Here is a 21,283-nt window from a genome sequence, read left to right as displayed (position 1 = left end):
GAGTCGACCGGCAAACTAACTGGAGAACCGATTACTGAATTAATCGGTTAACAGGTCAGGTCTGCGTTGCTGAGTGCGCAACACCGCTTGTTCGTGGCGCCATTCGTTGATTTTCTGCTCATGACCACTCAGTAAGATATCCGGTACTTTATGTCCTTCCCATTCAGCAGGACGGGTATATACCGGAGCATCCAGCAGTTCACCCTGAAAACTATCTGATAATGCAGAAGTTTCATCATTTAAGACACCAGGGATCAACCTTACGATCGCATCCACGAGAACAGCTGCCGGCAGCTCTCCTCCAGACAACACATAATCGCCGATAGATATCTCTCTGGTCACATATAAATCTCTTATACGCTGGTCTATGCCCTTATAATGGCCACATAAAATCATGATGTTCTCTTTTCCTGAAAGCTCATTGGCAATCGTCTGGTTAAAAGTAACACCATCAGGACTCATAAAGATGATTTCATCATACGTTCTTTCCGCTTTTAAAGCTTCGATACAGCGTGCAAAAGGCGGAATAGACATCACCATCCCACTACCCCCGCCATAAGGATAGTCGTCTACACTTTTTTGCTTATTGGTAGAATAATCTCTAAGGTTGTGGACTACAATTTCGGCAATCCCTTTTGTCTGCGCACGTTGTAAAATAGAGTGTGCAAAAGGGCTGTCCAATAAAGCGGGTAATACAGATATGATGTCAAAACGCATGTGGCAAAGATAATTTAATTTTCGAGGTAAATGTCTAACAAACCATCAGGAAGGTGTACACGAAGGATACTTTCTTCTTCATCAATCTCTACGATCATGTCGTCATTAAGTGGAAACATGATTTCTTTTTCCTGATAAATCACGGTAGCGACAAATTGCTGAGGGTATTCATTTACTTCGATAATTTCGCCAAGTTCACCATGATTTTCATCTGAAACCAGGTATCCTTTCAGGTCATTGTAATGGAATTCATCATTAGAACGATCCGGCATTTTGGTTAATGGCAAATAGATTTTTTTCTTTAACAGTGGTTGAGCTTTATCAATATGATCTACATCATCGAAATAGATATTCGCGGTATTATTGACCTGCAATTTATAGGTAGACACAAAATAAGGGACTAATTTCCCATTAAAGTCGGCAAAAACAACATCCAGTTCCAACAACTCAGGTTCATCATATTCAAAAAATAGTTGTACCTCTCCTTTTAATCCTTTTGTCTTGGTGATGTAACCAATGTAAAATGCTTCTTCAATTTTCATAATCGTATCCTTAGTGTTTCCACTTTATCCTTAAAATTGCGCCTTTTTGGGGCAGCCATAAAATATGGCTTAAATGAAAATAGCGAAGAATACATTCCAGAGGAAGATTCTTCGCTATTTTTCAGAATAACAAAAATATTATGCTTGTTCTTCTTTGTTTTCTTCAGTTGCAGGAGCTTCTTCAGTTGCAGGAGTTTCCTCAGCTACTTCTTCAGTTGCTACTTCTTCTTCAACAACTTCTTCTGCTACAGGAGCATTTTTGATTGCTAAAGCAGCAGCACGATCTGCATTTTTCTTAGCTTCAGCAGCTAATGCAGTTTTCTTAACTTCATCTTTAGATTTAGTCAAGTTGTCTTTTTTACCTTCAATCTGACCGTCTTTACCAACTAACCATGCAGTAAATTTAGCTTCTGCTTGTTCTTCAGTTAAAGCGCCTTTTTTAACACCACCTTGTAAATGTTTTTTGTATAAAACACCTTTGTAAGAAAGGATAGCACGACAAGTATCCGTAGGCTCAGCACCTTTGTTAACCCAGTCTAAAGTTTTATCGAAATTGATTTCGATGGTTGCAGGATTGGTGTTTGGGTTGTATGAACCTAAACGCTCAATGAATTTACCATCTCTTGGTGAACGAGAATCCGCTACCACTACGTGGAAAAAAGGTTTTCCTTTTTTACCGAATCTTTGTAATCTGATTTTAGTCGACATTTCTTATATAGTTTATGTATTCAACATAGTTCCCGGAGCAACGCGCTTGCGGGAGTGCAAAAGTAAGTAAAATCCTATTGATAAGCAAGATGCATTATTTTTAAATTATATTCGTCTTACTTTGTTCCATTTTCAGGCGGCAGGAATTGCTGCTCAATGGGATAGCTCAGGAGGATCATCGGGCTTAAAACTGAAAAAAACTTTTAAGCAAGCCATTAACATGCCATTATAGTATAGGGGGCTTAAGCGGGGTGTTAACGCGCCGTTGGCGGGGCCTTGACGGGGCTAAAAGCCTAACAAAGCCGGCCCGGTGGTTCAACAGCTACTGCTTAGCCCCATGATAAATCAAGTCAATCCCTAAACACATCCAAAGACTCCCTCTATCTGTCCTGACCAAAACCAGCTGAATAACAAAAACTTGCTGCACATAAAAAAACAGCCTTCTTAAAGAGAAGGCTGTTCAAATAATACTAAAAATCAGATTCGTTTTATAAAGAAAGGATCTCAACCAGTTTTAACCAGGCTGGTGTGATCTCTTTAGCATCGATATGTTTAATGGCATGGTCGAAAGGCGTAAAGATGATTTCTCTGTTTACCTGTCCAACCATTACTCCTGACTGACCTGCAATCAGCCCTTCTACTGCTGCTACACCAAGGCTGCTGGCCAATACACGGTCCATGCAGCTCGGTTTACCGCCACGCTGAATGTGTCCAAGGACAGAAACTCTGATGTCATACTGAGGGAATTTCTCTTTTAATACTTCTCCCACATTAAATGCACCACCTACTTCATCACCTTCGGCAACAATAATAATTTTTGAAGATTTATCTTTTCTTCCGTGAGCCAGTCTAGTCACTAAGCCATCTACGCCCATATTGGCTTCAGGAATCATGATCGCTTCTGCACCTACACCGATTCCACTTCTTAAGGCAATCAGTCCGGAGTCACGTCCCATTACTTCTACGATGAACAGACGATCATGAGATTCTGCAGTATCGCGGATTTTATCCACGGCATTGATCACGGTATTGATGGCTGTATCATAACCGATAGTGAAATCCGTTCCTTCAAGATCATTGTCGATTGTACCTGGTAATCCGACTACCGGAAAATTATACTCTGTAGTCAGTAAATGTGCACCGGTAAAAGTACCATCACCCCCGATTACAATCAGCGCATCAATATCATGCGCTTTTAATTGTCTGTAAGCTTCATCTCTACCTTCTTTGGTACGGAAGGCATCGCTTCTGGCAGTTTTCAAAATTGTGCCACCGCGTTGAATAATATTGGCTACAGATTTACGGTCCATATCGAAGAAATCGCCATGAATCAGACCTTCATAGCCCCGTAATATCCCGGTAACTTTCAAATCATAATAGATTGCCGCTCTCACCACTGCCCTAATGGCAGCATTCATTCCCGGGGCATCGCCTCCGGAAGTTAATACTCCTATATTTTTAATTTTATTCATTTGGTTTTTCAGCGTTTTTAAATTTATCTAAACCACTTTGTAAATATGCAGCGTACTCCTTTGCGTCAAAAATTGCGCCCTGTGGTTTTACCAGAGGATTCAGGTCATGATCTCCCAACACATAATAAGGCTGTGAGTTCGAACCGTATTTTGTGGCTTGAAAATCACCATTCCATCTACCAAGGTCGTCGGTTGTGGTTCTCAAGATCTCCGAATAGTGGATTTTATCTTTAGGCATTTTAATGTTTCTTTCATCCACATATAGCTGGATCAGGACGTATTCATCTTTGATGATTCTTCCTACTTCTTTATCAATCCAAACCTTATCTTCCATCTTACGACAGTTCACACAGGCGTGTCCTGTAAAATCGATTAATACTGGTTTGTTCACGCTTTTCGCATAGGCTAGCCCCTCATCCAGATCGAAGAAGGCGTTGAATCCTACCGGTGGTTTAAGGGTTTCGCTATATTTTACTGTTGCAGGGAAGCCAGTAGAAGCTGATGATGATGTTCCACCGCCATTGCCGCTCAGGATAAAATCCTGGGTATTCATTGGTGGTGCAATTCCGCTAAGCACATTCACCGGAGCACCCCATAAGCCGGGCACCAGGTATACTGCAAATGATAATGAGCAGATGGCAAAGAATAATCTAGGCACAGAAACGTAAGGGACATCACTATCATGCGAAAACTTGATCTTACCTAACAAGTAAATTCCCATCAGGATAAAGATGACGATCCACAAGGCAAGGAACAACTCACGGTCGAACCACTCCCAATGCCAAACCAGGTCGGCAGCAGAAAGGAATTTCAAGGCTAATGCGAGTTCAAGGAATCCTAAACATACTTTTACACTGTTCAACCAGCCACCAGACTTAGGCATTGAGCTTAAAAATCCAGGGAAGATTGCCGATAAAGTGAAGGGTAATGCCAATGCCAATGCGAAACCAAACATCCCGATTGCAGGAGCAAGAATGTCTCCTTTAGAACTTGCCTGAACCAAAATGGTTCCGATAATCGGCCCTGTACAAGAGAAGGAAACCAGCGCCAGAGAGGCCGCCATGAAGAATATACCTCCTAAACCTTTGCTGTTATCTGCTTTCTGATCAATTTTATTGACCAGAGAACTTGGCAATGTGATCTCGAAAGCGCCAAAGAAAGATATGGCGAAGACGACTAATAAGATAAAAAAGAAGAAGTTAAAATAGCCGCTAGAGCTTAGTTCATTGAGTTTTGCCGAGCCAAAAAGCAACGTAATCAACAATCCTAAAGCGACATATATGACAATAATTGAAATTCCGTAGATCAATGCCTGACCGATCCCCCCCTGTTTACTTCCTGCTCTTTTAATAAAGTAGCTGACGGTAAGGGGCACCATTGGAAAGATACAAGGCATAAGGAAAGCGATAAATCCGCCCAGTAACCCGGCGATAAACGTTTCCCAAAGGGTTCTGTCGGCTTCTGCCGGTATGGTGGTAGCGGCTGTAGTGTCGGCTGCTGTTGCTTTTACAACTTCGCTTTCTTTCTTTACCGTGTCTTTAACGATGTTATTTGCGATGCTATCTTCTGCGGAACCTACTTCGGTAAAAACAAGTTCTTCTTCGGTAGCGGGAGTATCTGGTTTTTGTATGGAGGCAAAGCCATTAGATGTTAAGGCTACGGTAAACAGCAGCATTAAACTCAGCATTAAAAATAATCTATTCATTCTTGTGTGTGTTTTTACTTAAAGGCTCACCATAAATAGGGAAAATCTATTTAAACAGCAATTCTCTTTATGATAAGGGCGTGAAATTAGTTATTATTTTTTATTTAAGGCTTTCAATATGGGTGGATGCGTTATAATTTTACGTTGACCGGATAACTCTCTGAATGAATGGGCATAAAAAAAGCGATGGGATTTTTTCCCATCGCTATCTTAGTCCTTGTTCCCTGCCGTTTACTTCACCGGAATGCTGAAGCTTACCTCTTCCGGAGGCAGACATTTTTCATCGTTACAAACCATAAACTCCACTTTACCTTTTACAGTTGCCGTTGGTTTATTCAATTTTATTTTTTGTTGAAATACGACTTTATCGCCAAAATAGCTCACGTTCATTTTGAAATTTTCATCAAAATAAGTGGTTGCTTTAGGCTCTGTCGTTTTTCCTACCGGGGTATAGTCTTTAGAAGCTGCAAAGCTGAAACTTGTTGGCTGCGGTCCACCTGCTTTCAGGTTTTGCGAATAAATATGCCATCCCTGCTCCATTGTTGCTTTGATATACACTACGGCTTCTGTTTTACTTATTTTTTTGGCGACATAAGACCAGGTTACCGGTTTCTCTATTTGCGCAGAGGCCCCGATTGCTGTGAATAGTACGAATGAGATGATCAAACTAATTTTTTTCATGCTGTGTGATTTAAAAACTCTATTTCTTTAAAATTATACTCTTTTTTCTCTCCATTGATCAAGATAACCAGCATTCCTGCTTCAGTTACTTCGACGATCCTGCCTTCAATAACCTCGCCATTTTGGCGGTAGGTAGCGAGTGTATCAAATTTATACAGTCCGCTGACATAATCTGTAATCAGTGCCTGATGGTTTCCCGACTTTAACCGGAGGTACTGTTTTTCAATATTGCTACAAATTTCCGCTAAAACGCTAATTAAATTAACATCCGCTTGTAAAATTCCCTTCATGGAAGTTGCGCGATCACGGAGCTCCGGAGCGAAAGCAGACTGATTCACATTAAGGCCAATACCGATAATACTGGCTTTATAAGTGCTTCCAGCGAGGATATTTTCGATGAGCACACCGCCCATTTTTCGTCCGTTATGGTAGATATCATTGGGCCATTTTATCTTGATTCCATCTTTGATAAAAACTTGCAGGGCATTCCGAATACCAATGCTTACGGCCATATTGAGCAGGAATTGCTTAGATATTGGTAAGAAAGCTGGTTTTAGATAAAGGCTAAAAGTGAGGTTTAATCCAGGCTCGGTATGCCATACATTGCTTTGCTGCCCTCTTCCTGCAAATTGGTGGTCTGCCATAATAACAGTACCTTCTGTTAATGGCCCGGAATTTGACACCAAGTCTTTTATAAAGTTATTGGTAGAATCAACCTCTAATAATTTGATAAGATTTTGACCAACAAATAATGTTGAAAAAGTGTTATTTTGCAAGTGTTGATTGTATATTTGTTTATCAAAACTAAAAAATTTTAATGGTAAAAAAGAAAAATGTAAACCTTTCTACATTACTCTCAGAGATAGCCGTAAACGGCATGCAGGAAAAAAAAGGAAAAGATATTGTGCGTTTAGACCTACGTGAACTTAATAGTTCTGTTTCTGACTACTTCGTCATCTGCCATGCAGATTCAGCTACCCACGTGAAGGCAATTGCGGATAGCGTAGAAGACGAAATTTACAAAAACACAAAGACAGATCCATGGAGAAAAGAAGGACAAGCCGGTGCAGACTGGATTATTCTGGATTATTTTGATGTGGTAGTTCACATATTTAAGACTGACAAGCGCGAGTTTTATGGTATAGAAGATCTATGGGGAGATGCCCAGTCTACCAGCTATCAAAGCGCTTAATCATTTACACAAAAACATTTTTGACTCAAGATGAAAGAGAACCCGAATACAAAACCTAAGTTGATTAAGAAGTTACCGAATATTCCTAAGAAGCCCCAAAAAGGCTCTAAATTCAATATTATTTGGGTTTATGGGGCAATTATTTTAGGTCTGTTTTTACTGCAGTTTTTATTTAGTGCAGATACGATCAAGGACGTTACCTACCGTACTTTCGAAACTCAAATGCTTTTGCCTGGCGACGTTGAAAAATTAGTGGCCTATAAACATGAAGACCTGGTTAAGGTTGAAGTGTATATAAAGAAAGACAAGCTGAATGAGGCGAAGTACAAAAAGTACATTAGTAAAAATAATTTCGGTACACAAAACGGCCCATTGGTGTATTTCACCGCTGGATCGATGGATGCGCTGGATGCTCAGTTAAAAGAAGCTCAGAAAAACATCCCTCCGGATCAACAGATTCTGGCGGAGAAAGAGACGAGACAGAGCACATTTAACTCCTGGTTCTTCACTGTAATTATTCCGGTATTGTTATTTATCGGGTTCTGGATTTTCATTATGCGCCGCATGGGCGGTGGCGCTGGTGGTGGTGGTGGTCAGATTTTCAATATCGGGAAATCTAAAGCAACACTATTTGACAAAGAAAGCCAGGTTAATGTAACGTTTAACGACGTTGCTGGTCTGGAAGAAGCCAAACAAGAGGTGATGGAGATCGTCGATTTCCTTAAAAACCCTCAGAAATACACAAATTTAGGGGGTAAAATTCCTAAAGGTGCACTTTTAGTTGGTTCTCCGGGTACTGGTAAAACCTTATTGGCCAAAGCCGTAGCCGGTGAAGCTCAGGTTCCTTTCTTCTCTCTATCGGGTTCCGACTTCGTAGAGATGTTTGTAGGTGTTGGTGCTTCGAGGGTACGTGATTTGTTCAAGCAGGCGAAAGATAAAGCACCATGTATCATCTTTATTGATGAGGTGGATGCAATCGGTCGTGCAAGAGGAAAAAACAGTATGATGGGTGGAAATGATGAGCGTGAAAATACGTTAAATCAGCTATTGGTAGAGATGGATGGTTTCGGTACAGATTCAGGAATTATCATTCTTGCTGCAACTAACCGTCCGGATGTATTGGATTCAGCCTTGCTGAGACCAGGTCGTTTTGACCGTCAGATTTCTATTGACAAGCCAGATTTAGTGGGTCGTGAGCAGATTTTCAAAGTCCACTTGAAACCTATTAAAACGGATGAAATTGTAGATGCCAAAAAGCTTTCTGCACAGACTCCGGGATTTGCCGGTGCTGAGATTGCGAATGTTTGTAATGAGGCTGCGTTAATCGCTGCCCGTCGCAACAAGAAATCTGTAGATATGCAGGATTTCCAGGATGCAATTGACCGTGTAATCGGTGGATTAGAGAAGAAAAATAAAATTATCTCCCCTGAAGAGAAGAGAATAGTTGCTTACCATGAGGCTGGTCATGCGATTGCAGGATGGTTCCTGGAACATGCTGATCCATTGGTAAAAGTATCTATTGTTCCTCGTGGTGTTGCAGCCCTTGGTTATGCGCAATACCTGCCAAAAGAGCAGTTCTTGTATACTACAGAGCAGTTAACTGATGGTATGTGTATGACAATGGGTGGCCGTGTTGCGGAAGATCTTGTATTCCAGAAGATTTCTACCGGTGCACAGAATGATTTAGAACGCATTACCAAATTAGCTTATGCAATGATTACCATTTATGGTATGAACAGCGTGATCGGTAATGTTTCTTTCCATGATCCACAAAATGAATATAACTTCAACAAACCTTACTCAGAGAAAACATCGGAATTGATTGATGTGGAAGTGCGTAAATTGGTTGAAGAGGTTTATAACAGAACGAAACAACTCTTAACAGATAAAAGAGAAGGACTAGAGAAACTGGCTCAGAAACTTTTAGAAAAAGAGATTTTATTCCAGGCAGATCTGGAAGAGATTTTAGGTAAACGTCCTTTTGACAATCGTACTACTTATGATGAATTCGTAAATGGTACAGGTGATCAAAAGCCGGCTGCTGAGGGTCTATTGCACCATGGTGTTGGCGAGGCAACCGATGTATCGGCTCCTACCAGCCCTACTCAAACAGAATCTTAAACACATTTATGAGGAACCGCCAGTACAATTTTGTGCTGGCGGTTTCTCCTTTTTTTTATGCAGGAAAACCGATCTTCTAAAGAATTAATGCTGAAAAAGATAAGGAAGGCGCTTTTAGAAAAGCGTGACAATCCCTATCCTAATCTGGAAGATACCCCATTGTATCCTAAGAGCGATGAGTTCCTGGAAATCATGTTTGCTGAAGAGCTGACTGCCGTTTCCGGTAATTTTATTTATTGCGAAAATGGCATGGATTTCATTGAAAATATGCTGCAACTGGCAGAGAAATTCAACTGGAGAAAGATCTATTGCTGGGAACCTGAATTACAAAACCTTTTATCAGAATATGAATTCCCCTTTTATCAGACCGATAAGGACTTTGAAATGGCGGAAGTAGGAATTACCCTTTGTGAAGCCTTAATTGCGCGCAATGGTTCCGTGATGGTTTCCAATGAAAATGCAGCCGGCAGAAGGCTGAGTATTTTCCCACATCACCACATCATTATTGCCAGAACCGGTCAGCTGGTACTGGATCTAAAAGACGCTTTTAAGCTCATCAAAAACAAATATGCCGATCAGCTTCCTTCCATGATCAGCACGATTACCGGTCCCAGCAGAACTGCTGATATTGAAAAAACACTGGTACTCGGTGCACACGGACCTAAGGAATTATTTGTAATTTTAATCGACGATTTTAGCTAATCGTTTTACATTTCAATTAATTAATCCTAATTTTATACTGTACACCAAATCAGTATCCGGTTCAAAATGGGCGAAAAAACAAACATACATTCAGTTATTATAGGTACTGGGAGTTATATTCCAGAAAATATCATCTCAGGTGACGCCTTTTTGAATTCTACATTTTACGACAATGGCGTGAAGCTGGAAAAGGATATTCACGAAATCGTTCATAAGTTCAGCGAGATCACAGAGATCAAGGAAAGGCGTTATATTGACGATCATCTGGTGAATAGTGATATGGCAACGGTTGCTGCACAACGCGCGATTGACCATGCGGCTATCGACAAAGAAAGTCTGGATCATATTATCTTTTGTCACAATTTTGGCGATCTGAAGCCGGGTACTAACCGGATGGACATTTTACCTTCTCTTGCAGCTAAGGTAAAACAAGCGCTGGAGATCAACAATCCCGACTGTGTGGCATATGACCTCATCTTTGGTTGTCCGGGCTGGGTACAAGGCGCTATTCAGGCGAATTACCTGATCCAAAGCGGTGATGCTAAGCGGGTATTGGTAATTGGTGCAGAAACGTTATCCCGAATCACTGATCCTCATGACAGGGATTCCATGATTTTTTCTGATGGTGCTGCAGCGGTGGTATTTGAAGGCCAGTCCGCTACCCAAGATTTGGGTATTATTGCACACAAAACACAGACTTACGCGGTTAATTTCGGTTCTCTGCTTCAAATGGGCAGAAGTAACAATCCTTCAGAAGACAATGGCAATGCTTATTTGAAGATGAATGGTCGTAAGCTATATGAGTTTGCAGTAACCAATGTTCCGCAGGTTGTGAAAAAAGCAATTGATAAGGCAGGGATTGATATTACTGCGATTAAAATTGTGTTTATTCATCAGGCAAACGGGAAAATGGACCATGCCATTATGAAACGTCTTTTCAAATTATACGATATTGATACAGTTCCGGAAAACCTGGTTCCGATGTCTATTTGCTGGCTAGGCAACAGTTCGGTAGCAACAGTTCCTACCCTATTGGATCTGGTATGGAAAGGCAATGTAGAAGGTTACCAAATCAATAAAGGCGATTATGCAGTCTTTGCTTCGGTTGGCGCAGGAATGCACATCAATGCTTTTGTATATCGTTTTTAGCGCCGTCTTCTCTTTATTTGAAATAAAACTATCTCTTTAAAATATTACACAAAGCATCATTATTTTTAATTAAGTTTGGTTAACCACAAATCAACCTAACATGAAAAAAATAATGATGCTATTTAGTGCTGCATTACTGTTGAGCTCCTGCTCCAGATATTATGTTAGCTCCCTGGAGAGTTCTACTGCCAGAAAATCCGAAGAAACAGGCGCTTTTATATTTGAAAATGACACCCTTGCGGTAACCTATAATTTTAACGGAGAAAACGCACCGATAAGTATTGAGATGTACAACAAACTCAATGAGCCGTTGTACATTGACTGGCAAAAATCAGCTTTAATTAAAGGTGACAAGGCGGTCAGTTTCTTAGGAAGAACTGTTTCTTTTAAAGCCGGAACGTCTGGCTATTCGATGAATTTCAGCAATGACAAGGCTTTTAATGACCTGACATTTTACGATGCCGCGCTCAAAGGATCTGCTACCCTACCTGAAGAGATCAGCTTCATACCACCGAAATCCAGAATTTCAAAAACGCTTTTAAAGCTTGCAGAAGCACACAATTACAAGTCCTTAGCAGACTCGGTTTATAAGAAATCTTTCATTTCACTGAACGACAGACCTGGTATTTGGGCAAAAGCTGCGACATTCAGTCCGCAGAACAGCCCTTTATCCTTTAAAAGCTATCTGACCGTTTATACGGAGCAGGAGAATAAAAGAAAGAATTTCTCTTTGGTTCAGGACTTCTACCTATCGGGTCTGATAAAGTCGTTTGTGAACCCAAAATCCATGACTTTACTGGAACAGAAGCCAGGGAATATATTCTATAATTCTGAAAGCACAGGTTACGGAAAAGCAATGACAGGTGTCGCTATTGGTGCTATTGTAGTGGTAGGCGCTGCTGCAGAAGCGAGTCAACCAGTATCAAAATAAACTTAAGAGACTATTTTATCCGGTTTAATCCGACTTTTGCCTGAGTTTCAATACTGCTTTCGTACTCATGATTTTTCATTTGGATGGCAGTATTGAAACTTTCCTTCGCTTTTGCCTTGTTCCTTTGTTTTTCATACACCTTCCCCATTTGCAATGCAGCATTGGCAGCAAAATAGTATTTCAATTGTTTTCCGTTAGCGATGGCGAGCTGATAGTTCGCTAAGGCTGCATCCTCTTTACCCAGGTTATCATATAAACGCCCGAGGCGATAGTAATACTCGGTACGGTCCCTTCCTGCGCTGAAATCTTCGGGTTTCTTTTCTGATAATACGGCTATGCCTTTAGTATCGTAACCTCCATCAAATAATAACCGTGCTTTTAGTAAGGTTAAATCAGGTTTCGGGCCATTCGCTTCATTGAGCGCCTGCTTGTCTTTTTCCTGGTACAGATAACCATTGTTTTTCACTTTGGTTACAAAAGACGAATAAGCGCCTGTGTCGCCTTTTAATAAAGAAACCCAAGCCAAGTGCAGGTTAGCGTCTTTAATGTAATTGACGCCTTTATTTTGCTGTAGAAACTTGTTAAAATACATGGCAGCAGAAACATCCAGTTTATTGAGCATGCAGCTTCCCAGTAAAAAGTCCAGATAAGGGAATGCGGTATAATAATTTCCGGAAGGCCGGTTTTGCAAAATCTGGATGGCTTCGGCATTATGGCTGGTTTTTGCGCATACCGCAGCTTGCAGATAGGATTTCAATAAGCTGCTGTCGGCAATCCTCGAGGTATATTTCATGGTTTTCTGATAGGCATCCGGGCTGTGCGCAATATCATTAAGGACAAATACATAGTAGAACACCACTTCTTCATAAAAAGGCTCATAGGTAGATTTGGGCAGGTTTTCGGCTAGATTATCAAGCATATTCATGCCGGATTTCAGGTTGCCTTTGATGCCAAAAGTAGCCAATGTACTTTTTAACATGCCATCAGGCAAGTTTCCAAGAAAGGCATTGATCACCCCCAACCCTTTTGAATTGAGGTGAAAACCCGGGAACTTTTTGGTATTCTCCTGCAAGAGGCCATTGGCTTTTTTTATCTCTCTGGCCGCAGTAAAATATTCTCCGTAACGGCCTCTGATCAGGGCCCATTGCAGGTTAATTTCTGCCTGTGCATACAAGTAATACGGTGAGCTTTTATCGTCTCCTTCTATTTGATCCAGTCTTTTCGATTTGTTTTCTTTCAGGTTATCAAAATCGGCTTTGCTTTCTGTGGTCAGCAAATGAAAATAGTCAACGTAATTTTCCAGTAGCGGGATAATAGCGTTTTTAGGGTTTACCTTTTTCTCATTTGCGATCAGTGCTTTTGCGGTATTGAGTTTCAGTTCAAAGATGTTCTGATAGGCCCTCAGGCAGTTGGCATTGAAATCAAAGTTGGCAAAAAGAGCAGTTGGCGCTGTCAAAAGAAGTATAAAAAGGGCTAACCGGATAGTATAGTATTTTACTTGAGACATTATGGAATCCATGGTATGATAAAGAATTGAAAAGGATTAACAGCAAGAGGGCAACAATGTTTCAAAGATAAAAAACAGGGCCAACGAAAAAAGGCCGGAATTTAAAATTCCGGCCTTTTTATTATTCGTTAAATTGTGCTTATACTGGAGCTACTTCTTGTGTCAGGGCTTCATCCACAAGGATTCTTCCACAGTGCTCACATACAATAATTTTCTTACGTTGACGAATGTCAAGCTGACGTTGAGGCGGGATCTGGTTGAAACAACCTGAACATGAATCGCGATCAATTGTCACTACTGCCAATCCGTTATTTGCATTTCCTCTTAACCTGTTATAAGCAGTTAATAGTCTTTCCTCGATTTGAGTTTCTGCTTTTTCAGATTTTTTAGCAAGTGACTGCTCTTCTTTTTCCGTTTCAGCAGTAATGGTTTGCAATTCGCCTTTTTTAATTTCAAGATCTTTTTTTCTTGACTCTAAATCAGCTAATGCTTTTTCATAAACCTCATTTTTCGTTGTGATGTCAAATCCGTACTCTCTGATTTTTTTCTCACAAACCTGAATTTCAAGCGTTTGTATTTCTACCTCTTTAGTTAAGGCATCGTACTCACGGTTGTTTTTAACATCTTTTAACTGGGTCTCATATTTCTTGATCAAGTTTTGAGCTTCTTTGATCATGTTTTTACGCGTTACAATGGCATCTTCAGTATCATCCAATTCGCCTTTGAATTTTTGTATACGTGTTTCCAGGCCAGCAACTTCGTCTTCTAAATCAGCTACTTCCATTGGTAATTCACCACGGATTTGACGTATTTTATCGATCTTAGTATGCAGGGTTTGTAATTCGTATAAAGCTTTTAGCTTTTGCTCTACAGTTTGTTCCATTAAATGAAATAATTTATGGGGTTTGTGTTATGCTCCGTTAAACGGATTGCAAAGTTAGGAAATTTTTCTTGAATAATATCTATCAACAAATCAGATGTAAATTGTTCACTCTCAAAGTGTCCGATATCTGCGATGACTAATTTTTCATCGGCATCAAAAAACTCATGGTATTTAAAATCAGCGGTTACAAAAGCGTCGGCACCCGCAGCAATTGCTTCTTTCAGCAGAAAGCTTCCGGAACCGCCACATACAGCGACCTTTCTGATCCTTTTTGGTAGTAATTTGGTGTGTCTGATCACTACCGCGTCCATCTTATCTTTCACCAGATTGAGGAATGCACGGCCTTCCATGCCTTCTTCCAGCCAGCCGATCATCCCCGCTCCTACGGTATCCAGTTTATTTTCCAGATTGTAGATGTCGTAAGCAACTTCTTCATAAGGATGGTTTTCTAACAGGGCAAGTAGGATTTTACGCTCATTTTGTGCGATAAACACCATTTCAATTCTAATTTCCGGTTCATGGTGGCGGATACCAGGCTCTCCAACGAAAGGATCTGTGTGTTCATTTCCTTTGAAAGTTCCGGTACCAGCAGCATTGAAACTACATTCGCTATAATCACTGATATTTCCCGCTCCGGCAGCAAAAAGTGCATCCTTCAACTCTTCCGCTTGTTCAACAGGGCAAAAAGTAACGAGTTTCTTGAGTAATGATCCTTTTGGACTGAGAATTTTCGCGTTTTTTAGTCCGAGTCTCTTCGCGATTACGCCATTGACGCCGTATTTTACATGGTCCAGGTTAGTATGGATGGCATATAATGCGATGTTATTCTGAATGGCTTTCAGGACTACCCTTTCCACATAAGTCTTTCCAGTGATCTTTTTCAATCCTCTGAAAACAATGGGGTGATGGGTAATGATGAGGTTGCAATTTTGGGCTATTGCCTCATCTACAATCTCTTCCGTACAGTCTAAGGCTACCAAAGCCCCATGTACTTCCATTTCAGGCTGACCAACCAGCAGTCCTGAGTTGTCATAATCTTCCTGATAATTGAGCGGTGCAAATGCTTCCAGGTGTGCTATTAAAACGGATAATCTCATAAGCTGTAAATTTACGATTTGAACCTCAGAAAATAAACTTAATCATTTTTGGGCTTTCCGCCATTTGATAAAACAAAAAAGCCGGTACAAAAACTTGAACCGGCTCTCCTATAATTAAGGTTTTATTGGATACTACCCATTTTAACCATTTGTAAGCTTTCAAAAACCATGCGCTGGTTGTATTCCATGGCTAAGGTTTTATGGTTCACCAGGTCAATTATTGTTCCGATAAAACACAAACCCAGGGTAAAGAAATAAAGCACACCCATTCCGATTTGGTTCACCAGAAATCTCGGCAAACCCGGAACAAAAAAGCCAAGGATACAGTACAATACCATATCGTCCGGATTTCTTCTTTTACTTCCGTAAATCATTAAAAATCCCCGTAGTTGTTGTTCACTAAATCCTGTTGTTGCAGACTGCAAGTAAGAATATTCCTGGGGTGTGATACCCGGCAGCGTCATAAATGGTGAATCAAACATATCTCTCCTCCTTATATTTTAATTTTCTATTGTTATCTATTCTTCTGTTAATCAATTCAATGATACGGTGGCCAATGATCATCAGTGCAGGGATTCCAAACCAGTGGTGTGCCAGACTTTCCTTGATATTTCCATGGAAAAGTTGTGTTATTGCCCTTCCAATCCCACATCCGGGGCACCATTCTATGCCCAAATTTGCCAGTGGACAAAGCGTAAAATGATGAATATGCGCTTCCGCTATCGGTTCTGCGGTAGCGAGCAGTGCCAAAGCCGTTATCCAGAAGATCAATTCGACAGGTATGCGGTGTAGCGTTTTCATCAATGAGCTTTAATCAATCCCCGAAATCAGTTGTCCTGATATCGTTTTTATTTTAGATTGATTAATAGAGACTTTGTTACATTTAAGCTCATCATAAATCTTACCTTTGCATAGTGAACATCCGTGACCTGATTAATACATATAAAACAGACGAACGCATTGTCGCATTGGCAAAAGCCCTCAACGCGGGCAAAGGTAATAAACTTCAACTAAAAGGTTTAGTTGGTTCTGCCGATGCAACAATAGCTATTGCTATTTATTTCCTGTTGCACAAACCCATGTTATTTGTCCTTCCTGATCGGGAAGAGGCTTCCTATTTCATGGCCGACCTGGAAAGTATCCTCGATAAAGAAGTCTTGCTTTTCCCGTCTTCCTTCCGTAAACCATTCGAATTCACCCAGGTAGATACTGCAAATGTATTGGCAAGGGCAGAAGTGCTCAATGAGCTGAATCACCATTCGGAATATGGGAAAATTGTGGTGACTTACCCTGAGGCACTGGCCGAAAAGGTGATCAACAGGAGTGTACTGGAAAAAAACACGCTTGAAATTGCCGTTCAGACCAAACTAGGTATAGATTTTATCAATGAGTTTCTCTTCGATTATGATTTTGAACGTACCGAGTTCGTTTATGAGCCCGGTCAGTTCTCTATTCGTGGCGGAATTGTCGATATTTTCTCTTTCTCCCATGATTTACCTTACCGGATTGAGTTTTTTGGCGATGTGATAGAAAGCATCCGTACTTTCGAAATTGAAAGTCAGCTTTCTGTAGAGGATGTAAAGAGTTTTACCATTATCCCGAATGTGCAATCCAAGTACCTGACAGAAAGCAACATTAACCTGTTAGATTACATAGAAAAAGACACGCTGCTTTGGTTTAAAGACGTAGAGTTTAGTCTGGACATCATTAAAGGCGGTTATAAAAAAGCTAAAGAATTATGGCTGGCTTTACCGGCAAAGGAGAAATCGGAAAATCAGGATTGGATTGATCCGAAGTACGCTTTTACCGATGAGAAAATGATGGCCGATATGGTTCATGATTTTGCATTGCTGGAATTTGGCAAGCAGTTTTTCTATAAAACGGAGCATGTATTTTCTTTTGAAACTAAACCACAGCCTTCCTTCAATAAAGATTTCAACCTACTCATTCACAACTTAAAAGAGAATGAGAAACAGGGTATTCACAATTATATTTTCAGTTCTTCTCCGAAACAAACCGAGCGTTTGTATGCGATTTTAGAGGATATTGATAAAACAGCAAAATTTACGCCGGTCAACATTCCATTGAGGGAAGGGTTCCTGGATCCACATCAAAATGTGGCTTTTTATACCGACCACCAGATTTTTGACCGTTTCTATAAATACAAGCTAAAAAGGGGATACCAACGGAGTCAGGCAATTACTTTGAAGGAATTAAGAGACCTGAAACCTGGAGATTTTGTCACCCATATTGACCATGGAATCGGAAAATACGCCGGTTTGGAAAAGGTGGAGGTGAGTGGCAAGACTCAGGAAATGATTCGTCTGGTGTATGCAGACAATGATTTGCTCTATGTGAACATCAATTCCTTAAACCGGATTGCAAAATATAGTGGCAAGGACGGGACTCCTCCAAAAATGAATAAACTGGGCACAGAGGCCTGGGATAAGCTCAAAAAGAACACTAAAAAAAAAGTTAAAGACATTGCCAGGGACCTGATCAAGCTTTATGCTTTAAGGAAAACCCAGGTAGGTACTGCTTTTGCTCCTGATGGCTATCTGGAAACAGAGCTGGAGGCTTCCTTTATTTATGAGGATACACCGGATCAGGAGAAGGCCACCATGGATGTTAAAAAAGACATGGAGGCACCACACCCGATGGATCGTCTGATTTGTGGTGATGTGGGTTTCGGAAAGACTGAAATCGCCATCAGAGCTGCTTTTAAAGCAGTTGCTAATGGTAAACAGGCCGCAATACTGGTACCAACCACCATTCTGGCACTCCAACATTTTAAAACCTTTTCTGCACGTTTGAAGGACTTCCCTTGTACGGTCGATTATATCAACCGTTTCAAGACCAATAAACAGATCAAAGAAACCCTGGCTAAATTAGCTGAAGGGAAGGTCGACATCGTTATTGGTACCCACAGGTTATTGAGTAAAGATGTTAAATTCAAAGATTTAGGCATCATGATCATTGATGAAGAGCAGAAATTCGGGGTAACTTCCAAAGAAAAGCTCAGGGTACTGAGGGCAAATGTAGATACGTTAACGCTTACGGCAACACCGATTCCGAGGACTTTACACTTCTCGCTAATGGGTGCAAGGGACCTTTCAATCATGAGTACGCCTCCACCAAACCGTCAGGCTGTGAATACGGAGCTTCATGTTTTCAATGATAAATTGATTCAGGAAGCCATTCAATTTGAACTGGACAGGGGTGGACAAGTGTTTTTTATCCATAACCGGGTAAATGACCTGCCACAATTGGGCGGTATGATACAGGGAATGGTTCCTAAAGCAAGAATCGGGATTGCACACGGACAGCTGGATGGTGACGCGCTGGAAGATGTGATGCTTGATTTTATCAATGGGGAAAAAGATGTATTGGTAGCCACCACAATTATTGAGGCCGGTCTGGACATTCCAAATGCCAATACAATCATCATAAATCATGCTCATATGTTCGGTCTGAGCGATTTACACCAGATGCGTGGCAGGGTAGGACGCTCCAATAAAAAGGCATTTTGCTATTTATTGAGTCCGCCGCTATCTACGCTGACTAACGAAGCGCGAAAAAGACTGAGTGCAATAGAAGAGTTTTCTGATCTGGGCAGTGGTTTTAACATCGCCATGCGTGATTTAGATATCCGTGGCAGTGGAAACTTGCTAGGGGCAGAGCAGAGTGGCTTTATTGCCGAAATCGGCTTCGAAATGTACCATAAGATCTTAGATGAGGCTATTCAGGAGCTGAAAGGCGATGAATTTAAGGATTTGTTTAAAAATGAACCTGCCCGTCCTTTTGTAACTTATACGCAAATTGATACTGATCTGGATATGTTTATTCCGGATGATTATGTGACGAATATTACCGAAAGATATAACCTGTATACGGAGCTTTCCAAGCTGGAAAATGAAACACAGCTGAAAGCTTTTGAAAGTGCCTTACAAGACCGTTTTGGGCCGGTGCCGAAGCCTGTAAAAACCATGCTGAATGTAATGCGTTTGCAATGGGTGGCTAAGAAACTCGCTTTTGAGAAACTGAGCTTCAAAAAAGGGGTGTTGCGTGGTTATTTTATCGCCGATAAGCAGTCTGCCTTCTTCGATTCGACGATGTTTAACCAGATCCTGCATTTTGCACAGATGCACCCGAGAATATGTAATTTAAAAGAGGTGAAAAATTCTTTACGGATTGCTTTTGAAGGCCTGAAATCGGTGGATGAAGCGGTAGAGATGTTGAATATGGTTGCTAATTAACTCAATAAGCTATGAATCCGCAATTATTAAACGATTTGGTCACCATGAAAATGCCTTTTGGCAAGTATCAGGGCAGAACCATGTGTGACCTTCCGGAATCTTACCTGATCTGGTTCCACAATAAGGGCTTTCCTCCGGGGAAACTAGGAGAGATGATCGCCACTTTATATGAAATCAAACTGAATGGTTTAGAATACTTGTTACAGCCTTTGAAAAGAAGGTAACACAAGAGACTGGCTTTAGGCAGAAAGTTGCTTAAAAGCACTTATTCTCTATCAAAAGCATACAAAAAAAGCAGCTGAGATGATCAGCTGCTTTTTTATGCTTTATTCATTTGATTGCCCCCGGTTTTTAATCAGGGTAATGTTTTTTAATCCTGGCTTCTTCTTTTCTTAGAAGGTGATAAAAAAGAAACAGATCATTCCTACAGACATTACGCCGGAAAAGGCCAGTTCATAGTTCATTTTTTTATCTTTTTTGAGCAGGGTATACCCTACAATCACGAAGACACACAGCTGGAACAACATCAATGGGATGGTGATCATTTCTACTATTGCCCCAATTACAGGGAAGTTTATAGTGGCTATTACACCGGTAAACATCAACACGAAATAGGCTACGGCCATAATTTCAGCAATCAGAATCTTTTTATCAGTACTCATCATGGGAAGGTTAGTTTTTTTCTTAGTACAATATACTTGTATAAATTGTATTTAAACTATAACCAATTGAAAAATAGATAAGTGACTGTATTATTTAAGCAGAATTCTTTTTATTCTAACCTGCTGTTTAGTATAAAATCAGGTATAGGTACACGTAAACTACGGGTGCAGACATTAATAAACCGTCGAAACGGTCTAGTAGTCCACCATGACCCGGCAGGATATCTCCGGAATCTTTAACATTCAAACTTCTTTTCAGCATAGATTCTACCAGGTCGCCTAAAGTGCCGAAACTGGATATTAAGATGGCCATGCCTCCAAGGGTAAGAAAAGAGAGTTCTGTGAAGTAAATGGAAAGTATATAAGCCCCCAGCACACTGGTAAATACGCCCCCAAAGAAGCCTTCCCATGATTTCTTAGGAGAATGGCGTTCAAACAGCCTTGTTTTACCAAATTTAGACCCAAATAAGTAAGCACCAGTATCATTTGCCCATAACATCAGCATAAAAGCCAATGGCAAATGAAAACTATAATCGGGGATATGTCCAATGAAACCCAGGGAATAGAAGAAGCAAAAAGGGACTGTCACGTACATGAAGCCCACAAAGGTGTAAGAGATATTGGCGAAAGGTACTTTTTCTTTTTTGTAAAGTTCCGAGATAAATACGGAGAAGATCAACGGGACCAACAGCAGTAAAAACTTAGTTTCAAATTGCAGGAAATGATAACCGGCAGTCATGAAAAAGATCAGTGCTGCGGCAATCATTGCAATATTCCGGTGTGGCCTGATACCAGCTGTTTTGATCAGTTTAAAAAACTCCCATAAGGCAGCCAGACTCAATAATAAATAAAAAACAGAATAGACATAAGGTCCTAAAAACATGGAACCTAACATCACTATAGTAAAAAAGAAAGCAGTTATCGCTCTTGTTTTCATGCGTATACGTGTAATTGTAGT

At 40.6% G+C, this 21,283-nt stretch carries 21 protein-coding genes; 7 read left to right on the top strand and 14 right to left on the bottom strand.

The features are described 5' to 3' along the window. Positions 1-39: 39 nt before the first annotated feature. The 7 genes from trmD to OQX61_RS16935 form a co-directional block, all read right to left on the bottom strand. Positions 40-717 (bottom strand): tRNA (guanosine(37)-N1)-methyltransferase TrmD, encoded by a 678-nt coding sequence (trmD, locus tag OQX61_RS16965; protein ID WP_265842983.1) that lies wholly within the window; start codon positions 715-717, stop codon positions 40-42. 14 nt (positions 718-731) lie between these two features. Beyond that, positions 732-1,259, bottom strand: a complete 528-nt coding sequence (gene rimM / locus OQX61_RS16960; protein ID WP_265842982.1) for a ribosome maturation factor RimM — start codon at positions 1,257-1,259, stop codon at positions 732-734. Between the two features lie 138 nt (positions 1,260-1,397). Continuing rightward, positions 1,398-1,967: a 30S ribosomal protein S16 gene (locus OQX61_RS16955; RefSeq protein ID WP_265842981.1), complete on the bottom strand. Its 570-nt coding sequence runs from the start codon at positions 1,965-1,967 to the stop codon at positions 1,398-1,400. A gap of 488 nt (positions 1,968-2,455) precedes the next feature. After that, on the bottom strand, positions 2,456-3,439 hold the full coding sequence (gene pfkA / locus OQX61_RS16950) for a 6-phosphofructokinase (protein ID WP_265842980.1): 984 nt from the start codon (positions 3,437-3,439) through the stop codon (positions 2,456-2,458). Continuing rightward, positions 3,432-5,144, bottom strand: a complete 1,713-nt coding sequence (locus OQX61_RS16945; protein ID WP_265842979.1) for a thioredoxin family protein — start codon at positions 5,142-5,144, stop codon at positions 3,432-3,434. The genes pfkA and OQX61_RS16945 overlap by 8 nt, the downstream gene beginning before the upstream one ends. Positions 5,145-5,375: 231 nt before the next feature. Then, positions 5,376-5,825, bottom strand: a complete 450-nt coding sequence (locus tag OQX61_RS16940; RefSeq protein ID WP_265842978.1) for a protein-disulfide reductase DsbD N-terminal domain-containing protein — start codon at positions 5,823-5,825, stop codon at positions 5,376-5,378. Next, a complete protein-coding gene (locus OQX61_RS16935) occupies positions 5,822-6,601 on the bottom strand; it encodes a biotin--[acetyl-CoA-carboxylase] ligase (protein WP_265842977.1) in 780 nt (259 codons plus the stop codon). The genes OQX61_RS16940 and OQX61_RS16935 overlap by 4 nt, the downstream gene beginning before the upstream one ends. Positions 6,602-6,642: 41 nt before the next feature. On the opposite strand from OQX61_RS16935, the gene rsfS reads away from it, so the two are divergent. From rsfS to OQX61_RS16910, 5 genes are all read left to right on the top strand, one after another. Beyond that, on the top strand, positions 6,643-7,017 hold the full coding sequence (gene rsfS / locus OQX61_RS16930; protein WP_265842976.1) for a ribosome silencing factor: 375 nt from the start codon (positions 6,643-6,645) through the stop codon (positions 7,015-7,017). 30 nt (positions 7,018-7,047) lie between these two features. Continuing rightward, positions 7,048-9,138 (top strand): ATP-dependent zinc metalloprotease FtsH, encoded by a 2,091-nt coding sequence (gene ftsH, locus OQX61_RS16925; RefSeq protein ID WP_265842975.1) that lies wholly within the window; start codon positions 7,048-7,050, stop codon positions 9,136-9,138. 57 nt (positions 9,139-9,195) lie between these two features. Then, a complete protein-coding gene (locus OQX61_RS16920) occupies positions 9,196-9,840 on the top strand; it encodes an LUD domain-containing protein (RefSeq protein ID WP_187667092.1) in 645 nt (214 codons plus the stop codon). 150 nt (positions 9,841-9,990) lie between these two features. After that, positions 9,991-10,989: a ketoacyl-ACP synthase III gene (locus OQX61_RS16915; protein ID WP_322973602.1), complete on the top strand. Its 999-nt coding sequence runs from the start codon at positions 9,991-9,993 to the stop codon at positions 10,987-10,989. 100 nt (positions 10,990-11,089) lie between these two features. Then, on the top strand, positions 11,090-11,920 hold the full coding sequence (locus OQX61_RS16910; protein WP_265842973.1) for a hypothetical protein: 831 nt from the start codon (positions 11,090-11,092) through the stop codon (positions 11,918-11,920). Between the two features lie 10 nt (positions 11,921-11,930). Here the strand turns inward: OQX61_RS16910 and OQX61_RS16905 are convergent, their stop codons facing one another. From OQX61_RS16905 to OQX61_RS16885, 5 genes are all read right to left on the bottom strand, one after another. Beyond that, positions 11,931-13,427 carry a tetratricopeptide repeat protein gene (locus OQX61_RS16905; protein ID WP_265842972.1) on the bottom strand — a complete coding sequence of 499 codons (1,497 nt, stop codon included), beginning with the start codon at positions 13,425-13,427 and terminating at the stop codon, positions 11,931-11,933. Positions 13,428-13,566: 139 nt separating this feature from the next. Beyond that, on the bottom strand, positions 13,567-14,310 hold the full coding sequence (locus tag OQX61_RS16900; protein WP_265842971.1) for a C4-type zinc ribbon domain-containing protein: 744 nt from the start codon (positions 14,308-14,310) through the stop codon (positions 13,567-13,569). Beyond that, complete coding sequence (locus OQX61_RS16895) at positions 14,310-15,407, bottom strand: Nif3-like dinuclear metal center hexameric protein (RefSeq protein WP_265842970.1); 1,098 nt, start codon at positions 15,405-15,407, stop codon at positions 14,310-14,312. Before OQX61_RS16895 ends, OQX61_RS16900 begins: the two co-directional genes overlap by 1 nt. Before the next feature lie 122 nt (positions 15,408-15,529). Further along, positions 15,530-15,889, bottom strand: coding sequence for a TM2 domain-containing protein (locus tag OQX61_RS16890; RefSeq protein WP_265842969.1), 360 nt, complete (start codon positions 15,887-15,889; stop codon positions 15,530-15,532). After that, positions 15,882-16,208, bottom strand: a complete 327-nt coding sequence (locus OQX61_RS16885) for a DUF2752 domain-containing protein (RefSeq protein ID WP_265842968.1) — start codon at positions 16,206-16,208, stop codon at positions 15,882-15,884. The genes OQX61_RS16890 and OQX61_RS16885 overlap by 8 nt, the downstream gene beginning before the upstream one ends. 113 nt (positions 16,209-16,321) lie before the next feature. Here OQX61_RS16885 and mfd point away from each other — a divergent pair, with 113 nt between their 5' ends. Together mfd and OQX61_RS16875 are read left to right on the top strand one after the other, a co-directional pair. Then, the gene (mfd, locus tag OQX61_RS16880) at positions 16,322-19,663 is read left to right on the top strand and encodes a transcription-repair coupling factor (protein WP_265842967.1); all 3,342 of its coding nucleotides are present in this window, start codon (positions 16,322-16,324) and stop codon (positions 19,661-19,663) included. An 11-nt stretch (positions 19,664-19,674) separates the two neighbouring features. After that, a complete protein-coding gene (locus OQX61_RS16875; RefSeq protein ID WP_265842966.1) occupies positions 19,675-19,887 on the top strand; it encodes a DUF3820 family protein in 213 nt (70 codons plus the stop codon). A gap of 168 nt (positions 19,888-20,055) precedes the next feature. Here OQX61_RS16875 and OQX61_RS16870 read toward each other — a convergent pair whose 3' ends face one another. After that, complete coding sequence (locus tag OQX61_RS16870; RefSeq protein WP_265842965.1) at positions 20,056-20,328, bottom strand: hypothetical protein; 273 nt, start codon at positions 20,326-20,328, stop codon at positions 20,056-20,058. Positions 20,329-20,452: 124 nt separating this feature from the next. Beyond that, positions 20,453-21,262 carry a phosphatidate cytidylyltransferase gene (locus tag OQX61_RS16865; protein WP_265842964.1) on the bottom strand — a complete coding sequence of 270 codons (810 nt, stop codon included), beginning with the start codon at positions 21,260-21,262 and terminating at the stop codon, positions 20,453-20,455. Between the last annotated feature and the right edge of the window lie 21 nt (positions 21,263-21,283).

Source organism: Pedobacter sp. PLR (assembly GCF_026239675.1).
Taxonomy (GTDB): domain Bacteria; phylum Bacteroidota; class Bacteroidia; order Sphingobacteriales; family Sphingobacteriaceae; genus Pedobacter.
This window is presented reverse-complemented; position numbering and strand designations above follow the sequence as displayed.